The sequence below is a fragment of the Mesorhizobium sp. B2-2-4 genome (genome assembly GCF_006442375.1).
Taxonomy (GTDB): Bacteria; Pseudomonadota; Alphaproteobacteria; order Rhizobiales; family Rhizobiaceae; genus Mesorhizobium.
Genome location: NZ_VFWB01000008.1, coordinates 291,870 through 311,119, shown reverse-complemented (window position 1 = coordinate 311,119; position 19,250 = coordinate 291,870). Strand labels below are relative to the sequence as shown.

At 61.9% G+C, this 19,250-nt stretch carries 21 protein-coding genes and 1 pseudogene; all 22 read right to left on the bottom strand.

Annotated elements, in window-relative coordinates; translation table 11 throughout:
• Window positions 1-2: 2 nt before the first annotated feature.
• The gene (locus tag FJ959_RS22345) at window positions 3-2,459 is read right to left on the bottom strand and encodes a hypothetical protein (protein ID WP_140632085.1); all 2,457 of its coding nucleotides are present in this window, start codon (window positions 2,457-2,459) and stop codon (window positions 3-5) included.
• Window positions 2,460-3,059 carry a hypothetical protein gene (locus tag FJ959_RS22340; RefSeq protein ID WP_140632082.1) on the bottom strand — a complete coding sequence of 200 codons (600 nt, stop codon included), beginning with the start codon at window positions 3,057-3,059 and terminating at the stop codon, window positions 2,460-2,462.
• 4 nt (window positions 3,060-3,063) lie between these two features.
• On the bottom strand, window positions 3,064-3,288 hold the full coding sequence (locus tag FJ959_RS22335; protein ID WP_140632080.1) for a hypothetical protein: 225 nt from the start codon (window positions 3,286-3,288) through the stop codon (window positions 3,064-3,066).
• Between the two features lie 62 nt (window positions 3,289-3,350).
• Window positions 3,351-4,340, bottom strand: coding sequence for a Coat protein (locus FJ959_RS22330; protein WP_140632078.1), 990 nt, complete (start codon window positions 4,338-4,340; stop codon window positions 3,351-3,353).
• Window positions 4,341-4,382: 42 nt separating this feature from the next.
• Window positions 4,383-5,297, bottom strand: coding sequence for a hypothetical protein (locus FJ959_RS22325; protein WP_140632076.1), 915 nt, complete (start codon window positions 5,295-5,297; stop codon window positions 4,383-4,385).
• 43 nt (window positions 5,298-5,340) lie between these two features.
• Window positions 5,341-5,910: a hypothetical protein gene (locus tag FJ959_RS22320; protein ID WP_246678991.1), complete on the bottom strand. Its 570-nt coding sequence runs from the start codon at window positions 5,908-5,910 to the stop codon at window positions 5,341-5,343.
• A gap of 53 nt (window positions 5,911-5,963) precedes the next feature.
• Window positions 5,964-6,257: a hypothetical protein gene (locus tag FJ959_RS22315; protein WP_140632071.1), complete on the bottom strand. Its 294-nt coding sequence runs from the start codon at window positions 6,255-6,257 to the stop codon at window positions 5,964-5,966.
• Window positions 6,254-7,975 carry a portal protein gene (locus tag FJ959_RS22310; protein WP_140632068.1) on the bottom strand — a complete coding sequence of 574 codons (1,722 nt, stop codon included), beginning with the start codon at window positions 7,973-7,975 and terminating at the stop codon, window positions 6,254-6,256. The genes FJ959_RS22315 and FJ959_RS22310 overlap by 4 nt, the downstream gene beginning before the upstream one ends.
• A 173-nt stretch (window positions 7,976-8,148) precedes the next feature.
• Entirely contained in the window at window positions 8,149-8,733 is a 585-nt protein-coding gene (locus FJ959_RS22305; RefSeq protein ID WP_140632066.1) for a hypothetical protein, read from the bottom strand.
• Window positions 8,730-10,178, bottom strand: coding sequence for a terminase family protein (locus tag FJ959_RS22300; protein WP_140632063.1), 1,449 nt, complete (start codon window positions 10,176-10,178; stop codon window positions 8,730-8,732). The genes FJ959_RS22305 and FJ959_RS22300 overlap by 4 nt, the downstream gene beginning before the upstream one ends.
• Window positions 10,179-10,441: 263 nt before the next feature.
• Window positions 10,442-10,669 carry a hypothetical protein gene (locus FJ959_RS22290; protein ID WP_140632061.1) on the bottom strand — a complete coding sequence of 76 codons (228 nt, stop codon included), beginning with the start codon at window positions 10,667-10,669 and terminating at the stop codon, window positions 10,442-10,444.
• Between the two features lie 134 nt (window positions 10,670-10,803).
• Complete coding sequence (locus FJ959_RS22285; protein WP_140632059.1) at window positions 10,804-10,983, bottom strand: hypothetical protein; 180 nt, start codon at window positions 10,981-10,983, stop codon at window positions 10,804-10,806.
• Between the two features lie 18 nt (window positions 10,984-11,001).
• Window positions 11,002-11,571 (bottom strand): DUF6362 family protein, encoded by a 570-nt coding sequence (locus tag FJ959_RS22280; protein WP_140632056.1) that lies wholly within the window; start codon window positions 11,569-11,571, stop codon window positions 11,002-11,004.
• Entirely contained in the window at window positions 11,568-12,005 is a 438-nt protein-coding gene (locus FJ959_RS22275; RefSeq protein ID WP_140632054.1) for a hypothetical protein, read from the bottom strand. The genes FJ959_RS22280 and FJ959_RS22275 overlap by 4 nt, the downstream gene beginning before the upstream one ends.
• A complete protein-coding gene (locus tag FJ959_RS22270; RefSeq protein WP_140632051.1) occupies window positions 12,002-12,331 on the bottom strand; it encodes a hypothetical protein in 330 nt (109 codons plus the stop codon). Before FJ959_RS22270 ends, FJ959_RS22275 begins: the two co-directional genes overlap by 4 nt.
• A 19-nt stretch (window positions 12,332-12,350) precedes the next feature.
• Window positions 12,351-13,925 (bottom strand): DnaB-like helicase C-terminal domain-containing protein, encoded by a 1,575-nt coding sequence (locus FJ959_RS22265; protein WP_140632049.1) that lies wholly within the window; start codon window positions 13,923-13,925, stop codon window positions 12,351-12,353.
• 1,195 nt (window positions 13,926-15,120) lie between these two features.
• Window positions 15,121-15,720 carry a hypothetical protein gene (locus tag FJ959_RS22255; RefSeq protein WP_140632044.1) on the bottom strand — a complete coding sequence of 200 codons (600 nt, stop codon included), beginning with the start codon at window positions 15,718-15,720 and terminating at the stop codon, window positions 15,121-15,123.
• On the bottom strand, window positions 15,720-16,298 hold the full coding sequence (locus FJ959_RS22250; protein WP_140632041.1) for a hypothetical protein: 579 nt from the start codon (window positions 16,296-16,298) through the stop codon (window positions 15,720-15,722). The genes FJ959_RS22255 and FJ959_RS22250 overlap by 1 nt, the downstream gene beginning before the upstream one ends.
• Before the next feature lie 6 nt (window positions 16,299-16,304).
• The gene (locus FJ959_RS22245) at window positions 16,305-17,672 is read right to left on the bottom strand and encodes a class I SAM-dependent methyltransferase (protein ID WP_140646460.1); all 1,368 of its coding nucleotides are present in this window, start codon (window positions 17,670-17,672) and stop codon (window positions 16,305-16,307) included.
• Between the two features lie 399 nt (window positions 17,673-18,071).
• Window positions 18,072-18,281 (bottom strand): annotated as a pseudogene (locus FJ959_RS32625) (helix-turn-helix domain-containing protein); the annotation flags it as partial.
• Window positions 18,282-18,473: 192 nt separating this feature from the next.
• A complete protein-coding gene (locus tag FJ959_RS22235) occupies window positions 18,474-18,746 on the bottom strand; it encodes a hypothetical protein (RefSeq protein ID WP_140646462.1) in 273 nt (90 codons plus the stop codon).
• Window positions 18,743-19,156, bottom strand: coding sequence for a hypothetical protein (locus FJ959_RS22230; protein WP_140632038.1), 414 nt, complete (start codon window positions 19,154-19,156; stop codon window positions 18,743-18,745). The genes FJ959_RS22235 and FJ959_RS22230 overlap by 4 nt, the downstream gene beginning before the upstream one ends.
• Window positions 19,157-19,250 lie beyond the last annotated feature (94 nt).

Here is a 19,250-nt window from a genome sequence, read left to right as displayed (position 1 = left end):
TCCTATGGCTCGGCATCGAAAACGGGCGTGAAAGCGCGGATTGTGCAAGGTGTCGGGTTGGAATGCCGGATGCGCACCCGGCCCTGACCTTCCCAACTGTCGTCAATCGGCACTTCGATGTTGCCGGTGAACAGATTGGCCACGCCGTTCGGCGCCACGATCGAGGGGATACGCACCGGTTCCCATTTGCCGCGCACGAGGGATTGCACCTGAAGCCCCGTCGTGTCGGTCTCCATCACGGACATAATGACCTTGGCAACCTTCTTGCGGCGGCCGACGATCGATCCGTCCTTGCCGCCGACATCAAGCTCCAGCGTGTCGGCAGATGACACATAAGGGAGGCCAACCTGCCATTTGGCTGCTGTTGCACCACCCGGCAAGGTGACCTGCCCGGCCGCGACCGTCAGCCCCTTGTAGACCTTGCCGTCGGCGAGGACATCGACCATCTCGCCATTGAGATGCGATAGGCCAGAAACAGTACCGACCGCAGCCCCGGAATAGGTCAGACCGCAATCCACCTCGAAGGCATCGGTGATATCGCCATATTCGAACGGCGCAGTCTTAATCTCGATATAGCGCTTTGTGACGCCGCCGATGGTGCGCTTGACAATCAGCCAGAGATCATCGTTTCCGGTCTGGCCAGGAGTGACACAGGCGCTTTCAACGATGCCCCAGGCCGAACCCGCGAACGAGCCGGCGATATCATGCCGGTGCATGCCCCTCACATCCTGCGAAGGCTGATGCGTGTACCCTCCAAGTTCCCCATTATCGAGCGGGAACCACAGCAGCGGATCCGGATCGGTCTGAAAGGCGAGTTCGACCACGCCCTTTTTCGGGATGTGCTCGGATATTTGCCCGATATCGTCCGAGGTGAAGCGTCCGGTGTTAGCTTGGGAGAGTTCCGCGATCGACCGCCGCGAACGGGTCACGTAAAGGAACGACTGTCCAGCATCGACGGGGCGGATGCGCGAACAGCCGGAGGTGCGGGAGCGCCGATTCTTGAAAGAGGATGGTGTGAGCGCTTCATCAATTCCTGATCCGGACAGTGCGCGGACACCACCCAGCGTGCCGATCAGCAGCGCACCGTCCGATTCCGCGATCCATGTGATGTCGTTGGCCTGACCACCACCCGCCTGCAAGAATTCCAGAGCGTCGTCGTCTTCCTCGCCCAGCGCGAAATTGTTGAAGTCTCCAGTTGCCGAGGCATAGAGAGAGAATTTGCGACTGAAGGCTAGGCGCTCTTCATAGAGCGAGCCCGATTCCAGATATTTGCCTGGAACAAGCGTGCCCAGGCGCCAGCGCGAAATCGGGCTCAGATCGGGCAGCGCAAAGCCATTGATCTGGACTTTAACGACCGTGGTGCTGGTGCGGCTGGTGATCTTGGCCCAGCGCCAGCGGCCATCGGATGCAAGAAGACGCACGGCACGGCCGACATCGGAGGTCTGGAACCCGGTCCCTCCATTGATGCCGACGACGGATGATGCCGTCAGGTTGAAAGGCGTCTGGCTGGCGGCGGCACGGTTGAGGTTTAGTTCCGCGAACTTGCTGTCAGCGGCGCCGTCGATCGCCTTCCATGTGAAGGCATGATATTCGAACCCAAGCTTGTTGAGAAACTCATAGTAGCGGGTTTCGCCGCCTGACCAGCCGGTTTCGCCGGTGCGGCTGTCGAGCGTCACCCATGTTGCGCCGTCATTCGATCCTTGCAGCACCCAGATCGTTGGCGTGCGATCGGCAGATCCTCCGGTGGAGGCAGTCAGATAATAGTTGTCGACAATCACCTGTTCGCCGCCGGCTGTCCTGTAGACTACAAACCCATCAGTAGCGCCCGAGATGGTTGTGGCGGTGCTGGTATCCTTGTCGAAGACTGACCATGCATCTGCCGCGCCGCCCATACCCGAAACCGTGCCGGAAGGCGCGGTGTTCGATGTCATCTTGGGCGTGAGTGAGCCGTAATCCGCCGGCGTCAGCGTGGTAGAGGTGTCGTTGATGTCGTCATAGGGCCCGTCGTCGATATCGTAATCGTCGAGCGTCCATGTCGTGTGCGCGGTGCGCGTCAAGACCTTGAGCGGATAATCCCGGTGACTGATCCACATCTGGTCAGCGGACTGCACATAGTCCAGCTCGAACAGGTCAGCCTCAAGATAGGGCGTGGCGACTTCGACCGTGCCCACCCTGGCGCCGTAGGCGTAGACGCGGATATAGAGATCGCCGAATTCCAGCATGTAGGCTTGGTCGGCCGAGAAGATGAACGGGATAGCCCGCGTCGCCTTTGCCGATGTTTTCACTTCTGCGGTGAAATATGTCCCGCCGCGCTTGCGCAGACCGCCATGCGGGAGAGTGATGTAGTTCTCACAACGAGACAGGCCGGCACGGTAGAGATCGAGCGAGGCGCGCGCATGCAGGCGGGGGCTGATCTCGCCCCTGACGAATGTGTCCTGAAGCGGGTAAAGAGTCGCCACTCACGCTCTCCAGCGGTTGTCGCCGCGCTGGATGGCCCAGGAGGACGTTGACAGCCTGCCGGCGCGCTGGATGGCCTGGGAGCGGAAAGCCGCGTCCACGGCCCTGTCATAGGCCGCGCGGGCAATGTCGATCATGCCAGCCTTGTGGGTGAGAGGATGGGCGATCTTGACCGCAAGCGCTGCGACGAGAACGTCCGTGAACAGCGCATCCCAATCGTTGGGATCGGTGAGGTTCGCCACATAGCGGATGATGCGCGGGCTGGACTGGTCGGAATAGATGATGTCCGCTTCCTGACGCCATGAGATCGGCACACCATTGGGCTCGCCATCATAGGTCAGCGGCAGCGGTCGAAGGCAGTCGGGCGGGAGTTCATAGGCCCAGTTCAGCGTGCAATCCCCAGATCCGGTATCGCTGCCGACGACAGAAGCCGTGAGGATGGCAAACACCCAGGCGTATTTCGTCAACTCGGCTTCGCGGGTCAGGTCATAGGGCAGATTGAGCAGACGCGCCGCCTTGATATCTTGATCGAGGCTATCGATCGGGGCTTCATCCAGCGTGGCCAAGGCCATGTTGGCGATGTCGACGGGCGTGATTGCCATCTGTTCAGACCTTCACCGAAGAGTGCCGCGGCTTGTGGCGAGGGCGGCCGCGCCTATCGAGGGGGACGACGAACGGGCTCGGATTTGCCAGTTCGGCCAGCATGCGATAGCGGGCGCGGGCGCGGGCCAGATTGACGCGCGGCGGGGCTTCCTGCTGCTCTGGAGCGGCAGCAGGCTGCGGGTTCTTGCGCGGGCGGCCATTCGGGCGCCCTGTGGGTTTGTACGGCATGTGATCTCCACAAGGAAAAGGCGGACAGCCGAAGCCGCCCGCCTCGTTGGCATCAGCCCCGATCAGGCCTCGGTGGTCTTGAGCGCGATGAAGGTCATGTTCTTCACGCTGGAAGCCGTGCGGTCCCAGTTCGCCGCCAGTGCAAGTTCGGCATCCGTGGCAAATTCGCCGGCCGTCGAGGCATCAAGGAAGCGGGTACCGGGGACGTGCGGGACGAAGTGACGACGTGCCACCATCTCGGTGACGCCACCACCATGAGCCTGGCGCGGTTTCCGGTCGAATTCGAGGGGGCCGCCCTCGGTGTTGACCGGAAGTTCGTTCCACATGATGGCCTTGTCCTTGAACATGAAGGCCGTGTATTCGCCGGTGGCGACGGGGATGTCGTCGTCGACGATGCAACGCAGGCCCATGTAGTAGGGGATCAGCATGCCGCCCTGTTCGGACGAAGGCACGTAGTCGATGAGGTCCGCGAGCTTGAGGGCCTTCATCTGCTTGGAGTGCATCCATATCGTCTTGAACTTGTCGGCGCGGTCACCCATGAGGTAGGCCGCTTCGATGATGTCGGTGTCGACGATGGAGGCATTGGTGTCGCGGACCAGATCGCCGGAATCGTTGGCGATGTTGTCGGCGACGACGCCCTTCAGGATGCTGATCAGCGTCAGCTTGTGGGCACGCTGCCAGTAGTCGGTCTGGCGGCGCACGATGACCTTCTGCGGATCGTCGCCTGCAAGGATCGAGGTCAGATCCGGGATGCCCCAGGCCTGAGCGCGGACATTGCGGGCGGCGGTTTCGCGCCGGCTGCCGATTTTCTTCATCTCGATCGAATCCGCCGGATCGTCATTGACGGGTTCCGAGGGATCGTTGCCGAGGTCTTTCCAGCCGGGGATGTCGACCGAACGACCGCCGAGCGAGAGCTTGGAGGTGATCATCGGATCGTTGAAGAGAATGCCGGCCTGGAAAATTTCGAGGGACTGGACGTGTTCCTCGAAACTGTACTGTGCATACACGGAGGGGACGATCGCGTCCGTGATGCGAGTGTAGGCGTCTGCCATTGTGGTCTTCCTTCAGATGATGCGAGCCGGCAAAACCCCTACTCAGAGGGGATTGTTGGGCATCCAGAGGTCGGGGTTTTCGCCCGCCTCGATTGCAAGCCGTTTCGCTTTTGCGGGGTCGCTTTGGACAAGGGCTGAAATCGCCGCCGGACTTACGATCTTGCCGTCCGGACCGCGCTTGAACGGGTTCACCCCGCCAGGCACGCCGTCGGCTCCGATCTTGTCCTCCTTGAACATCGCCTCGCCGATCGCCTGGAATGCTTTCGCAATCTGAGGATCGGTAAGGCTCCCGTCGGCCAAGAGAATGCCCTTGGCCTTATAGGCGTCGACGAGACCGAGACCCTTCATCGCCCGGTTGGCCACTTCCAGCTTCTCCTTGAAGCCTTCGGAGGTTACCGGTCCCCAATCCTTCACGAGGTCGTCGTGGGTTTTCGTGACCGATTCGGCGATGGCGATTTGCTGCGCCTTCGCCATCTCGGCCATATGACCGGCGAACTTGTCATGAAGAACCTGAGACTGCTTTGAATTCAGGCCAGCGTCGACCATCCATGACTTGGAGGTGTTGGCGAGACCGTCATCATAAGGCAGGTCAGCGGGGAGCCCTTCCGGGCGCTTGAACTCGATCTTGTCGGCGGATGCGACCGGGCGCATGGCCTCGGGAAGCTTGTCGTGGAATTTCTTCCACTCTTCCGGAGATGCGTCGGCCGCTGGAACGCGCAGGGTTTCGCCCTGCAACCGCTCCAGTTCGGCATAGGAGGACAGCACCTTTTCGATGCCGCCTTCTGGTTTGGTCCAGCCCTTGGTGTCAGCGAGCTTGCGGTTGCCTTCGGAAAGACCGTCAAACCAACTCTTGGCTTCCGGTGCGGCGGACCCGTTATCCGCACCGTCTGCTGGCGCTGCAAGGTTGCCCGCCGGTGGATCGACCACCACGGACCCGGCGTCTGCCTGATCTGTCATGAGAGAGAATTCCTTTGTTGAAGCGGCTCACCCAGCCGCAGGGTTACGCGTTGTCTCCCCAGTTCTCGACGAACAGGATGAGCTTGCCGTTGACCGACAGGATGCCGTCGGCGTCGATGTCGGTATTCGTGGCAAAGGCGAAGTTCATGTAGAGGTCGATAGCCGTGCCAGTGCCATCGAGCGTGGCGGCGGCGGCGACATCGGCGGCCGAAGCCGGCGACGGAGCGGCAACGGCGCCTGTCAGCGTGCGGGTGGTGACCGCAACGACGTTCTGCATCGTCGTGGCCAAGGTGATGCTGGAGGCAGCCGCTGAACCGATACCCCAGGTCAGCGAGGCGGAATCGTTGATGGTGGATGCGCGCGCCGTGTCCACACCGAAGGTGAAGGTGGCAGTCCCGCCCTTGATGCGGATCTTGCCATCGACGAAATCGAACAGCTTCTGGCTGGCATAGGCCAGCGCATCGGTGACCGTGACCTTCATGTTGGTCATGGTGAATTCGAGACGGTAAGCGCCGCCTTGGCCGCTCACCTTGCATGCCAGCCCAGCCTTGGGGACGGCTACGCCAAGCTCTCGCTGTGCGGCACGGTTAAGGGTTCGCTGAAGTCCGCGCATGATCGTATTCCTTCATTCTTGGGAGGGATTGAACGGCTGAACCCGCCGCAGGGCTATCCCTTGCCGTCCACGTGCTTGGTGAGGAACGGAAGGATTTCAGAGAACACCCAGCGTTTGGCCTGGTGCTCGATGCATGCCGCTTCAAACCCAGAGGCCGACCCGGTGTCCTTGACCCATTGGGCGAGCGAGATGTTCTTGTAATAGCCGGTCAGCCCGGCAAGGTGCTGGAGGATGAGCCGGGCTTGATCGCGATCCGCGTTCCCATCTTCCAGCGCCTCATAGGCGACCAGCAGGCGCTTGCGGATGGTCAGGTCCTGTTCCGGATCATCGAACTTGTCGGGCTTCATGCGTTGCCCTGCGGCTGCACCATGTTCTGAAGACCATCCAGCAAGCCGCTGTCACGGGCCTGCACGGCGGCGGGAACGGCGTCCTTCGCCATCTGAGTGCCGGCGGCGATCGTCGACATGCCGGCCTGCGATTGCTGCGCCTGCTTGCGTGCCTCGCGGATGCCCTCGACCTCTTCCTTGCGGCGGAAGATGCGCTGCGGGCTCCTGCCGGCGCCAGCGACGACTTTCAGGGCTTCGTCGCCGTCGATGTTGTCGAGCACGCTCGGATCGGACTGCGCCATCTGAATGGCCGTGGTGATCACCTGAATGGTGTCCTTGGCCTCCGCAGCCTTGCGCAGCACATCCAGGGGGCTGGTGAAGGTCGGACGCACGGTCTTTCCGGCAAGGCTCTGCGGCGGCAGGAAACGGCTGTCCTGGTCGTATAGCCCCTTGGCTTCGAGGATGGACAGTTCCCGATCGAGGTTTGAGGCAAAGCCCGCCTGGATGATCGAGCCCGACGGCCCGAGCAGCGCGCCCTTCTCCTCTTGGCGGATCAGCGCCTCGGTGGCGGTCATCTGCGGGTTCTGCACCAGCGTCTGGAACAGGTTGACGAACATCATGTCGCGGATTTCTTCGGCGCGCGTCGCGGCATAGTCGAAGGCGGGGCCGGGGTTCTGCCCGAGAGCGATCGGAGCAATGAGCGGCCGGCCATCATCGCCGATCAGGCCGGGATAGTTTTCCCCTGGGTTGAGAACCGGCACATAATCCAGCCGAGCCTTGGAGGCGGTGGCAGGATCGGTGATCTGCTGCAAGGCCCGCAGGCCGGAGCGGCGCACGGCATTCTCTTCGCGCACCGTGGTCAGGGCTTCGATGGTCGGGGATATCCCGTAGGTATCGCCCTCATACCGGCGCCAGTTGAAGCATGATACCGGGAAGGTGCGGAACCCGCTCTCCTTGCCGATCTCCTCCTCTTCCTCGATGACGTGATAGGACACGAACGCGGTGTCCAGATAATCGTAAGTGCCGGCAAGATTGTACATCTTGCGCTCCTCGCGCGGCTTGATGCACTGGATCAGCGATACCTTTTCCTCGCATTTGCCGGGATCATCAACCAGCATCTTGATCCGGCCCGGCAGTTTGTCATAGCCGAAGAGCTGCGCGCATTGCCTCGCGGTGCGCTCGTACTTGCGGTGGAAGGTGTCGGCGATGCCCCAGCGGTTGCGGCCGAGATAGCCTTCGATGACCGGGATCGAGGCATAATGGATCAGGGTGCCGCCGAAGCCCTCTTCCGCATAGAGGTAGGCGGGACCATACCGCACCACGTTCCTGAGACAGGCTTGCGTCGCCGGCACGAAATTGGAATTGGCGGAGTAGCGCAGCGAAAAAAGGAAGTCGCGGAGATCTTCCGCCCATTCCTTCTCTTCGTCGGTTTCCTCGTCGTTCATGGCAGCCGTCGAGAGACCATGCCACTTTTCCGACTGGGGGATGATCAGGCTCTCCAGCCCCGCTGCAAGACGGTTGGCGGCGCTGTTGATGGTGTTGGCGTAGACACGGGAACCCCGGCGCTCGGAGCGCTCCGGCTGTGACGTGCGCGCCTTGGAACCACGATTGGAGAACACATCAGGCGCGTCAGGGTCGCAGAACTCAGCGACCTGTTCCCAGACGGCCTCATAATCCGAGCGCTCGGTTTCGAACTCGGACTGGCGCGAGAGAACGTCGCGGGCGCGGGAATCAGCCATCAACCAGCCTTTCGCTTCAGGCGGTTGGCGAGCCGGCGCCAGAACCACCAAGGCAAGATGCGGTTGCGGAACACCCGCTTCATTGCGCGCATGATCAGACGCCCAGCAGAACGCGCTTCTGCCCAACCAGGTCAGAAGGAGCGAGATCGGTTTTCACGGTCGAGGCGGTGCCGTCATTTGCATTCAACTGCTGCTGCACGGCGGCGACGCGGTCCTGAGCGTCCTTGTCCTGAGCCGTCGGCGTCGGAGGGAGCGGCTTCAGTTCCGGTGGCTTTTGAAATAGACACATTGGCCCAGGTATCCCTTGTCCAGTCGAAGAGGATGAAGTCCTCACCATTCTTGCCGTAGGCGGGCAGTAGGCAGCGTTCATGCGCTCCCAGCCTGTTCAGCCAGCGGATGGCGAGATCGTTGTCAGCGAGCGCCCTTGCCTCGACACGGTGCGCTCCACGTGAAGCTACATCAGGCCCGAGCACATCATAGAAGAATTGCGTGATGCGCGGCACACAGCGCCGCATGCGCTTCGTTCCCCAGCTCCAGGCTATCCAGAGACCGGAGCGGACCTCACCAGCGCCAAAGGCTGCTTCCGGGTTGCCATCGAGCTCGGCGACATAAGCGAAGCCGTGCAGCGCCTGTATGGCCAATGTGGCGGGCGTCCAGCCGTCAAGCTGGCAATCGACTTCCGCGCGGTCTTCTGGTCTCAGGTTGGCGGCGATGTAGGAGAGGTCGCGAAGATTGCCCCCGATGATGCGGACGCTCACCGATAATCGCTCAACGGATCAGACATCCCCTGCGGCCGGCGCATTGCCTTGAACGCTGCCGGGTCCACAATCGAATGCCGCAACATCATCACGCCGTAGCGGGTGGCGGACATCAGGTCGTCGGCGATCTTCTCGACCTTGCCGTCCTTGCGGTGGTAGAGGCGGAATTCCTCGAACCAGTCGTTCAGGTGCCTGAACACCTTGAAGCGGCCGGACTGCATGCGGTCGAGCATGTCCATCAGACCAGCCTCGACCGAGACCGAGCCGTCGCTGAACTGCGCATGCGTTCCGAGCATATTGAGACCATGCTCGCCGAACTGCTTGGCCAGCGCATGCCCTGCCCCTTCCAGCGTTTCGCGGCGGCCATCTCGAGGCCATGACCAGGGAAGCCAGGAGCCCCACGGCTTCAGCGCAATGGCATGCTGCGCCGGCGCCTGCTCCCTGACCCGATAGGCTTTGACGACATGGACAACATCGCCCTCGGTGTCGTAGGCGATTTCAACCGCGGCGAATGGGTGGTCCCAGCCGAAGTCCATGGCGCCGAGGCGCGGCCAATAGCGCGGGATCTGGAATGCATCCTCGGTGATGTCGCTCTCGACAACCGGGAAGATGCGCCCCGAGCCCAGGATTGGCACACCGCGCACGCGTGCCTCTTGCTCGTGCGGCGGGTAGCTGTTGATGATCTTCTCGCGTTCCGCCGGTGGGATATGCTCGGCATCCTCGATCGTCATCACGGTATCGTGCCGATCCGGAGAATCGTTCCCGAGGAAACGCTTGACCACGCTCGACATGCCAAGCAGCGGCGTGAAGGTCAGCCAGACCATCCCGCCAGTCGCGTTGGTGCGGGTCAGGCCCTCAGTGTAGATGTCCTCCGGTGGTTCCTCATCATCCCAGACGAAATCCAGCGTTTCGGCCTGCCACTTCTCGCGGCCGGATTCGTAGGACTTGAACGAGACGGTGGAGATGCCCCCGGACACATGGCGCACCCGCACGGTGTCCACCAGATCGGCGACGCTCCTCGACATCGTGTAGCCGGCGATCGCCTCGCTTGGGATCATGCCGGTTCCGATGGAGCCAGGCCGGCCGAGCAATATCTTCTGCGGTCCGTCACGCACCGAGAGGCCGGTGACGCCACCGACCCAGCCATGAACCTGGCGATCCCAAGTCCTGCCCTCCCACCAATCCGGGTATTGCCCGGTGAGATGAAAGGCTGCTTCGGCGCCACCAGCGATGGTCTTCCCGAGCTGGTTGCCAGCGCGAAACAGGCGCTCGCGATACTTGGCGCCTGCGGCATGAAATGACGCCTGCTTACTGTACGGTCGGTACCCGGCCAGCCTTACCCTCGATAGCCGGTCCTTTATGTCCGCCAGCAGGTCCGCCCTCTTCTCGGGCGAGAGTTTCGAGAGCTTCTGCAATAGCTGTGAGTTCGGCAGGGCTGAGTTCATCGAATGGCGTCCGCTTCACTTCCACCTGCTGCAACGGCTTGCCCCATCCGCGCTCCAGAATGGCGACCGAGGCGGCAACGCGCGCCGGCTCGGTCTTTCCCTTGGTGCAAATCGCATGAAGCGTCTGCATCGCATCTCGGGTATACGACCGCGCCAGATCGCGGACGTTCTCCATGTCCTTGGGTTTGCCACCGGGATTACCGGAAACGCCCTTCTGGAACTTGCGACCCTCTGGAACAGGCACGGCTCAGGCTCCGCTGATTTCAGGCGGCCGGCGAGCGAACCGGAGCCGGCGAGCCTTCAGGGAAGCCATAGCCGCCCACGGCATTGACAGGGCCGCCCTTGATCATGCCGATCTGGACACCATCGGGAACCTTGACGGCCTTGTAGCCGCTCGGAACCTGGGGCGCAGCGCCCTCCATCTGCTTGATGTCGGAAACCTGGTCCTGACCTTCATCGTTGGTCACGAGGATTGCATATCGGGTGGACATTGGGTGTTCTCCTTTCGGGGGTTGTCCCTCAAACGGTCAATGACATGTCGGGTCCACGAGGAACTGATCGAATTGGCAGGGCTGGCCTGTCGCACAGGCTGTCAGCACCAGGAGTGCGGCGAGGATGACGGCTCTCATCCGAGTTCTCTCAGATCGACCGCTTCGGCCTCCAGAATGGATGCCGCCTCCTCCGGTGACATGCTGGTCAGCATCAGCGAGATCACCGCTTCAAGATAAGTGATGGAGGAGCGGCGCAGATAATCGGACACGGCGGCATCGGAGAGTTCGTTCAGCCGGCGGATGCTTTCGGCCATGGTCGCTCCCGGCAGAAGTCACCCCGCCCGCGTTGCGGGTGCCCTTTGATCCAGAAGTTCAGGGAGGTGCTGGGGCTTGGCATCCTCGGCGCGCCAGTGATTGGCGTAGCTCACCGAAGATATCTGATCTGGATCGACTTCTGCCGTAATTTCGGACACCGGGTCAACGATCACTTTCAACCGAACGACATGTAATCGGTTCAATTCCCCCGCAATATCTTGACAAATACGGGAAATCTGGCGGCGCAAAGTTCGGACGTTCATCCCCTCGCGCGAGGCGAAGTCGTTGATCGAGCGACCGCGCCGGGTTTTCACCCATGCCCAGGAATAGAGCAGCACTCGGTCGGACTGGTCAGGGTGCGCGTTTATCCAGCCCCAGGTTTCCGGCATCCGGTCGATCGCGTCACGGCTTGGGCGGCTTTTGTAGCGGGAGGGTTCGGAGCCATAGGCCTCCCATTCCTTAACCGGCGTCGGCATCGCTGAGCCATAGGGCTGCGGTCCGCGCACGTTCGGCAGCAGCATGAGGGTTTCGGCCGCCTCTATCACGCGGTCCTCTACCGCCTTCGCTGTCCATGCCCGATAGGTCATGCGGCCCCTCGCCATTCCAGCAGTTCGCCTTGCATCGGCTCATAGAAGCGGATGGCCAGCAGGACGCGGAGAACGTCTGTCGTCGCCACCGGACAATTCATGGCCCTGGCTTTTGTCCGCAGCGCGCCGAGGTCTATGGCGTTGAAATCGTCGACCAACGACCGCCGGCTGACCAGATCCGGCTTCCGGACCAGCACCGAGGAGACAGCCTTGATCATGTCGGCGTATAGCTCGGCCGCGTTCGGCTTGGTCCCGGTCATCAGCATCAGGACGAGACGCAAATGCCCTTCCCCGTGCTCTTGGCCGATCTCCCGCAGTGTCGGCTTGCAGAAGCATTCGAATGGCTTCCGGCTGGTCGGGCTGTGCTCGAAGCCCTCGCGCAGGATGACGCCGCATTCCCGCGCTACCTTCCAGATATCGCAGGGGTGCGTCATGCTCGCTTCCTCTCCACCTTCACCTGCCGACCGCGGATGATAATGGCGCCGAGCGCCTGTTCCTGCTGCTCGGCCTGATGGGCGGCGCGCTGCTCGTGCCATTGGGCCACCCCGAGTGCGTCCTTTACCGCTGCCTCACACCGGATCGGCGGGTTCAGCTTGGCGCGGACATAGGCCTTGGCCGCGTTGAGAGCCTGACCTGCCGTCTCCTTGGCCTCGCCGGGGATCAGGACGAACGGCTTTCCCTCGAATAGGCGGTAGGTGCAGCGGTACCCGCCGCCCTTGGCCGGCATCAGCTTGAACTCGGGGAGGAAGTCTCCGGTCATGCCGTCACCACATGCGTCTCTATCGTGTCGAACGTGCGTGAGCATTTGAAGCACCGCCGCTTGCGCTTCTTGGCTTCGTGAAGCTTGCGGGTGTCGATGATGGTCGACAGGGTGGAGCCGCAATATGGGCACAGGAGGCCGGAAGGTTGTTTCGCCATTCCTCGAAAAACCCCTCGAACGATGTCGGATGGTCGTCGACCAAGGAGGCGAACAGGGTGAACTCTGCCTCGAACTTGATCTCAGGCGATCGACCAGGTTCCCCGCGCCGGCGCTTGTGGTTGATGACTTGGGCGCGGCCGCGCGAGCGCTCATACTTCTCGATTAGCTCGTCTCGCTTTTCCTGCCGCTGCGTCTGCGGGATCAGTTCCTTGTAAAGAGGCTCCGGCCGATAGAGCGAAAACCAGACGTCGAGGTTCTGCTTCACCCCTGAGCCGCCGTAGGCGTCGCCCATCATGGGGCGGATATTCCCGCCCGACTGCCAGCGCTTTTTCCAGTCGTCGTTTCGCTGGATCAGGATGACGATCGCGACATTGAGCGATTTGGCCAGCGCCTTGAGGCCACGATAGAGAGCGTTCACCCGGTCGGCGAAGATGTCCTTGGGATTCGGCAGGGTGATCATCTTGGCGTGGTCGATGATGATCAGGTCCAGCCCATGGCTTTTCACCATCGCCTCGGCTTTGACCCGAACATCTGACAGCGTGCATTCGCCGAATCCGACGATGTAGAAAGGCAGATCGGCTGACGCCATCATCTCTTGCTCGAGGTCGGCGCCCTCCTTGCTGTTGAGGGTGTAGGCGTCGATCCGTCCCAGCGAGATATGCGACTGCTGCGCGGCGGCTTGAAGAGCTGCTTCCTCGTCCGTGACCTCTATTGAAAAGAACGCGCTCTTGAACCCCTTGGAGGCGGCAAAACGACATTGCTGGAGGCTGAACGATGTCTTGCCGCCACCACTGTCCGACATCAAGCCCACCAGGTTGCCGCGCCTGATATCGCCGAGTGCGGACGTGATCTCCGGCAGGAACCATGGAATGCGTGACGAGACGTCACCGCTGGACTTGGCCGCCTTGGTCACGGCGTTCGGCAGGATGACACCGTATTGAAGCGATGCTGCCCGTTCATTCCCTTCCCTGGCGATGCGGGTGAGCTCGTCAGCCGTTGCGCCTATGATCTTCTCCGGTGTCATATCCACCGGCATGTTTCGGGCCAGCGCGTCGAGATCCTGCGCGGTCGCGATGAGCTGGTGGCGGGCCCACATTTCGATGATGCCGCGGGCGTAGTCGTAGGCGCCGGAGGTCGTGACGGCCTCGGAGAACAGGCGGATCACATACTGGAACATGGTCAGTTCGCCGACCATCTCCTCCGCCGGGATATAGGGCTTGATGGTGATCGGATTGACCGGCCGGCCCTCGGCGATCATGGTTCCCATCACCTCATAAAGGGTGCCATGCAGCTTTTCGTGGAAGTGCTGGGGCTTCAGGAAACCCGCCACGCGCCAGTAGGCATCGTTGGTGTGGAGAATCGCACCCAGCAAGGCGGCTTCGGCCTCGATGGCGTCGGGTAGTGGGGCTTTGAAGTCTCTGGGGTGCGCGTTCATGCGACCTCCATCATCCGAACAAGGCGAGCTGCGCCGGCGGAGCCGCGCTCGGCGAGGCGAGTTGCGAGAGTGCGCACCGCATACGCTGCTTGAAGCGGGACAACGCCATTGCCGAGCATGCGAAGTCGGTCCACACGAGCAATGTCCAACCGGGAGGCCAGCCCATCAGCCACTCGACGAAAAGCGGGTTCAAACTCCGGCGAGGATGCGAGGACACTTGCCCAACGGGGTAGATGATCCGGTCCTGGAGGGAAGAGGAAAGGCGTTCCGACTGCCCCTTCAGAAGAGGTTCGTCCGACCGATCGCCCGAACGTGTCATCCGGCCCCCGGTCGTGTCCGCCACCGATGGGGTCGCCCATTGCATCGTCTGAGCCGCCAAGGGGATGCCGCCCGCTCCGAACCTCTGGTTCGGCCCCCCTTTCTCTCCATCCGTCGCCCGAGGCGTCGACCTGGTCGACGCCTGCCACACCTTGGCTATCTCGTTGAGAGGCGCTCCCTTTGTCCCACGATCGTGCAGTTCGTCGTTCGCACCCTTCCAGTCCCGCGCTGAAGGCGTCGGCCAGGCCGACGCCTGGAACTTCATCGCTGCCGTTTGAAGATTGTCCCCGCCCTCGCGTCCATCTGACCCGGCGCCGGTCACCATGTTCGCGGTTGCCGTGGGCCACGCCGAGGATGAAAACCCGCTCACGCTCGTGACTCGCGCCAATCTCTGCCGCCGTAAACAATCCTCCCTCAACGTCGAAACCCAGTCTTTGTAGGTCACGCCAGACGCGGAACGCGCCCGGATCGAGGCCGGGCTTTGCCGACAGCATTCCCGAGACGTTCTCGATGAGGACGAACCAGGGTCGAGATTGGACGACGATGCGCCTTGCGTCGCTCCACAGGTCTCGCTCATCGTCTGAGCCTTGCCGCTTTCCAGCATGGCTATGCGGCTGGCACGGGATGCCGCCAATGAGGCCGTCCACGCAGCCACGCCATGCTCTGCCGTCGAAGGTTCGGGCATCGCTCCACACAGGGCATTCAGCCAGGAGACCTTGCTGCATCGCTGCCACCAGGTGCGCGACGGCGAAGGCTTCCCTCTCCACCATACAGACCGTTCGAGCGCCTGGGATTGCCAGCTCGATTCCGAGATCGAGCCCCCCGCCACCGGTACAGATGGAGATAATGTCGAGATGTTGGGGATGTAGAGCCACATTCATGCTGCCCTCGCCTGCCCGGTGCGCAGCGCCATGAAAGAGGCCTGGTGCCTTGCCGGGATGAACGTGCAGCGCTCCCACGCAGCAGCGACGCCTATTGCTTCAGCAGCATCGCGCTGCGCCGCTTTGGTCGATGGAAGCGGGATTTTCTGCATCTGAGCATGTTTGATGGCGAGGTCTTTCCAGTCGTCTCTACCGACCGGCTTGACGCCCTTGCCGAAATAGACCGAACGCCATGTGGCGGAGGCGACCAGCCCCCATGGGATATGGAAGGCATCGAGGATGGCAACGGCGCCACCGGCAAGAGCGGACAGTTGCAGGGCGTTCGGATTGATCGTTTGTTCAACGCTCTGCCCTGCCATGTCTTCGCGCTTGCGGCCGAACGTCTTGACGTTGCGCTGGGGCATTTCGATCGCTGCGAACACAGGCCGGTTCGCTTTCAGGTAGGGGATCATGGACAGGGCCAATACGCCGGCCTTGTCCTCGCCGTTCTCTCCCGCCGAATGCCATGCGCCGCAGCGCCATGTGTCGGGCTTCTTATGGGGCTCGATAAGCCCATGACCGCAGGAGGTCGCGATGTCGAGCCCGAGCACCAGCATCAGGCGGCCTCGTCCTGTTTGTCGGCCTCGTCGCCGAACGGGTCGTCGCCTTCGTCCGATCCCTTGATCAGTTCATCGGCCGCCGCGTCTTCCTTCTTCTTGATGCCGGCGAATAAGGCGCCCTGCCCGTCATGCCAACCCCGCGCATATTCCTGCCCCTCGGCGGATGCCTCGTTGTAGGGATTGGACAGGGTATCTCCGCGCAACCCGGCTTCCTCGCCGTCGCGATAGGCGCGCTCGTCCAGCGGCATCCGGTCGGCGAAGATATCGAGCTGCGTGTTGATCGGCACGCCGGCGAACCTGAGAGCCTGGCGCTCGGCCTCCTGCGCTGCCTTGATCTTGGCGAGACCTTCCGGCGTCTGCGCCTTCTCATACGCCTTGATCTGGTCGAGGCCGTATTCGCCGAGATCCGCCTTGATGACCTTGCCGACCTGCTTCAGCTTGGCCGTGGCGGCCTTCTGCTCGGCGAGCGCGGCGAGATAGTTCTTGCGGTTGATGAAGAACAGGACCTTGCGGTCTGCTTCGCCGATGTCGACATTGTGACCTGGCTGCACTGCACTTGCCTTGCTTTTTGCCATGGTGTTTCAGGCTCCTTGGTTAGGGATTCGGATCTTCAGAATTCCGGTGGGGACGTTGGTGCCGGCGTCCGCGAAGCTGCCGACGGGCAAGTCAGTCCAGTCGCCTTTCAACTCGCCATGGTCGTACCAGGCAGTCGCCGGGAGGATGGAAACGAGCGTGCCGCCTGGCTTCAGGAACTTCAGCGCGTGGCGAACATGCTTGACGTAGTGACGGCCATAGAACGGCGGGTTCATCACAACGAAACCGAATTCGGGCTTGGCCGGGCATTCTAGGAAGTTCGCAGTCAGGACGTTGTGCCCCTTGGCGCGCGCCTCGGCGGCTCGGCCGGCGTGATACTCGATGCCGAAGACGCGATGACCACGCGACCTGATCGCATCCATGATCCGGCCGTCACCGCACGACGGCTCCAGGATGCGCGAAGGCTCGGGCGGGTTGTTTCGCCATTCCCGAAGATTGTAGATGCCGGCTACCTCCAGCGCCCGTTCGATCACACCGAGCGGGGACCAGTAGAATTGCAGGTCTTTCGAGACTGACGTGCCGGCGCGCGGCTTGGCGTTTTCCTCTTCGGCATCAGGCAACACTTCGCCATAGAACTCGGCCAGTGCCCGGTTGATGTCGGTCAGGGTTTCCGGGGCGAAGAACACATGCGCGTTGCCGTTGCTGAACTTACGGATCCACAAACCGCGATCCGGCAGCGGCGTCGGCTCGTCCTTGTCGCCGCGCTGGATAGGCGCGGGCCTGCCGTCGAGGATGCCGTCTTCTCCCGCGCGGTGCGCATCGCTGATAATCAGAAACTCGGCATGTTCCATTAGCGGTTGCCCGCGATAGGCAGCGAGCGCGTTCACGATGTCGCGAAGCTTGTCGCGCCCGTATGTTCCGGAATAGTCGCCGAAGTTGCTCAGGATGGCGCGCTTGGGCAGGCCCTTGACGCCGATCTTCACTTTCGAATGCGATTTGTAGGCGGGGTCGAGATCGGCGAACACCTCGGCCAAACCACGCAAGATGTGGTGGCGCGGCCGCTCCAGGTAATCGCCAAACGTAGCCTTGGCATTGTCGAACGTCAGTTCCGGAGGGTTTTCAATCGTCTGATCGAAGAGCTTGCGGTCGCGTGCGCTGGCGATACGATCGATCTGGAGGCGGTCGTAAACAGCCTTCCAGCCCGATTTGCAGAGGTTGCGCTTCAGCGTGTCGGCGCTGACATAGGGTCGGTGCTGGGAAACCGGACCGGCGAACTTGCCCTGGATGCAAGCAGCCATCTCCAGCCGCGAATAGGCCGCCTCGAAAGCTTTGACCTCGGCTTCGATGGCCTCGCGCTTCTCATCGTACTCGGCGATAAGATCGATGACGGTGCTTTGGCGGGCAATCGCGTTCACGGCCTACTCCGCGCTCAGCGGCGCAAGCGCCGCTCTGGATGCTGCTGCCAAACTGCGGTCTGCAGATCGCGTCGACGGCTGCGCAATCTGAACGATCCAGTTCCGTTCGCAGCGACCGCCGGGCGGTGGCGATTTGATGATCTTGATTTTCCCGTGGCTTTCGAGCCACCGAAGCAGCACCGAAATCGTGCGATGTACGCCAGTGCGGGCGGCCATCTCTCGCGAGGTGAAACGAACCGGAGCGGCTCGCCCGCCTGACCTGGCAACGATGTCGGCAAACACAGCGGTGAAATCCTCCCCTGCCTTGCGCTTCTGCAAGTGCGGAGGCTCTTGCCGGCTCCCTGGTCGTCGCGAGAGCTGCGGCTCCTCACCAGACATAACCGCCTTGATGACGCCACGCGGGTCGCTGAGCGAATAGCCAGAGCCCCATATGGTTTCGATCACCACGCCGAACGGTTCGACCTTCTTGCGCACCTTGCAGATGAAGACGTCGATGATTTTGATTTCGGGAGGATCATCGATCCGGTCGCTGTAGATGCCGCTGTGGATCTGCTCCTTGCGGCGGGGCCGACCATCACTGAGGAGCAAGAGCAAACTGCATTCATGCATTGTGAGACCGAATGCCCGCTGCACACGCAATGTGTCAGCCGGGCTGTTGGCCTCACGAACGGCCTCAAGTTGGGCCTCAAGACTGTCGACCCTGGCGATAAGCTGGTCGCGGGACATCCGCTCTGGATCTTGCTGCAACATTTTCCTTTGCCCTCGTAGCAATGGAACGCCGATGCCCGGCGCGTGGCACTGTTACTGGGCTGCGTTGAGAACCTGCTCGGCGGCCTGCTGTGACTGGATGACGATCCGAACCTGCCGAAGCTCTTCGCTGCGCTCGGCGATTTCTGCCTCGAGCCGAACTTCCGAATCCCTCAGCTTGGTCAGAGCGCTGGACACCGCCCTGCCGGCGCGCTCCATGATGCCTTCCGGCTTCAGTGCCGAGACGTCCTCGGCGATCGCCTTTGCTATGGCCGGGTCAACAGTGTCGCGGCTGAAGGCCAGCCGTAGTGATTTCCGCATTGTCATCTCATCTCCCTTTCCGCGCCTTGCGCAGCTTTCGCCATGCCGCCAGCCACCGCAGGACGGCTTTGATCAGTCGCATCGTTTTCCTCGATTTCCCGCGCTAGTCGGTCCATGTCCCGGGCCGCGTTTTCAACTCGCTCGCAAAGAGCCTCGTATCGATTGCGCAGAGCGCGGTAGACGTCGCCATCGATCGAAGGCATGACCTTCCATCGCTTCCAGACGCGTTCCGCTTGAGCCGGCGTAATGCCGGCATCCCTCGCTGCCCTGTCGCGCGCGGCTGTGGCTGTGTCGCCCCACCCGCGATATTGGCGCTTGGTCAACTCGTTGAGATAACCGAACGCCTCCGTTGTCGCCGTACTCATGACGCTTATGCCCCGTTGCAGGTCGGATCTGACCCGTTTGGTGTCACCCATGACCGTTTCCTTTCGATATCTCTGTGGGTGTCAGAGACAGCGACTAAGCCGGCTTGTCCGGCGTCGACGGGCGGATAAACAAACCGGCCGTCGG

Excerpts from the sequence above, each read along its gene's own strand:
- FJ959_RS22255 (WP_140632044.1), bottom strand. The coding sequence starts at position 15,720 with ATGCTGGTGCTCGGGCTCGACATCGCGACCTCCTGCGGTCATGGGCTT.
- FJ959_RS22320 (WP_246678991.1), bottom strand. The coding sequence starts at position 5,910 with ATGCGCGGACTTCAGCGAACCCTTAACCGTGCCGCACAGCGAGAGCTT.
- FJ959_RS22265 (WP_140632049.1), bottom strand. The coding sequence starts at position 13,925 with ATGAACGCGCACCCCAGAGACTTCAAAGCCCCACTACCCGACGCCATC.
- FJ959_RS22275 (WP_140632054.1), bottom strand. The coding sequence starts at position 12,005 with ATGACGCACCCCTGCGATATCTGGAAGGTAGCGCGGGAATGCGGCGTC.
- FJ959_RS22280 (WP_140632056.1), bottom strand. The coding sequence starts at position 11,571 with ATGACCTATCGGGCATGGACAGCGAAGGCGGTAGAGGACCGCGTGATA.
- FJ959_RS22270 (WP_140632051.1), bottom strand. The coding sequence starts at position 12,331 with ATGACCGGAGACTTCCTCCCCGAGTTCAAGCTGATGCCGGCCAAGGGC.
- FJ959_RS22310 (WP_140632068.1), bottom strand. The coding sequence starts at position 7,975 with ATGGCTGATTCCCGCGCCCGCGACGTTCTCTCGCGCCAGTCCGAGTTC.
- FJ959_RS22250 (WP_140632041.1), bottom strand. The coding sequence starts at position 16,298 with ATGGCAAAAAGCAAGGCAAGTGCAGTGCAGCCAGGTCACAATGTCGAC.
- FJ959_RS22300 (WP_140632063.1), bottom strand. The coding sequence starts at position 10,178 with ATGAACTCAGCCCTGCCGAACTCACAGCTATTGCAGAAGCTCTCGAAA.
- FJ959_RS22290 (WP_140632061.1), bottom strand. The coding sequence starts at position 10,669 with ATGTCCACCCGATATGCAATCCTCGTGACCAACGATGAAGGTCAGGAC.
- FJ959_RS22235 (WP_140646462.1), bottom strand. The coding sequence starts at position 18,746 with ATGACAATGCGGAAATCACTACGGCTGGCCTTCAGCCGCGACACTGTT.
- FJ959_RS22325 (WP_140632076.1), bottom strand. The coding sequence starts at position 5,297 with ATGACAGATCAGGCAGACGCCGGGTCCGTGGTGGTCGATCCACCGGCG.
- FJ959_RS22315 (WP_140632071.1), bottom strand. The coding sequence starts at position 6,257 with ATGAAGCCCGACAAGTTCGATGATCCGGAACAGGACCTGACCATCCGC.
- FJ959_RS22330 (WP_140632078.1), bottom strand. The coding sequence starts at position 4,340 with ATGGCAGACGCCTACACTCGCATCACGGACGCGATCGTCCCCTCCGTG.
- FJ959_RS22335 (WP_140632080.1), bottom strand. The coding sequence starts at position 3,288 with ATGCCGTACAAACCCACAGGGCGCCCGAATGGCCGCCCGCGCAAGAAC.
- FJ959_RS22340 (WP_140632082.1), bottom strand. The coding sequence starts at position 3,059 with ATGGCAATCACGCCCGTCGACATCGCCAACATGGCCTTGGCCACGCTG.
- FJ959_RS22285 (WP_140632059.1), bottom strand. The coding sequence starts at position 10,983 with ATGGCCGAAAGCATCCGCCGGCTGAACGAACTCTCCGATGCCGCCGTG.
- FJ959_RS22230 (WP_140632038.1), bottom strand. The coding sequence starts at position 19,156 with ATGGGTGACACCAAACGGGTCAGATCCGACCTGCAACGGGGCATAAGC.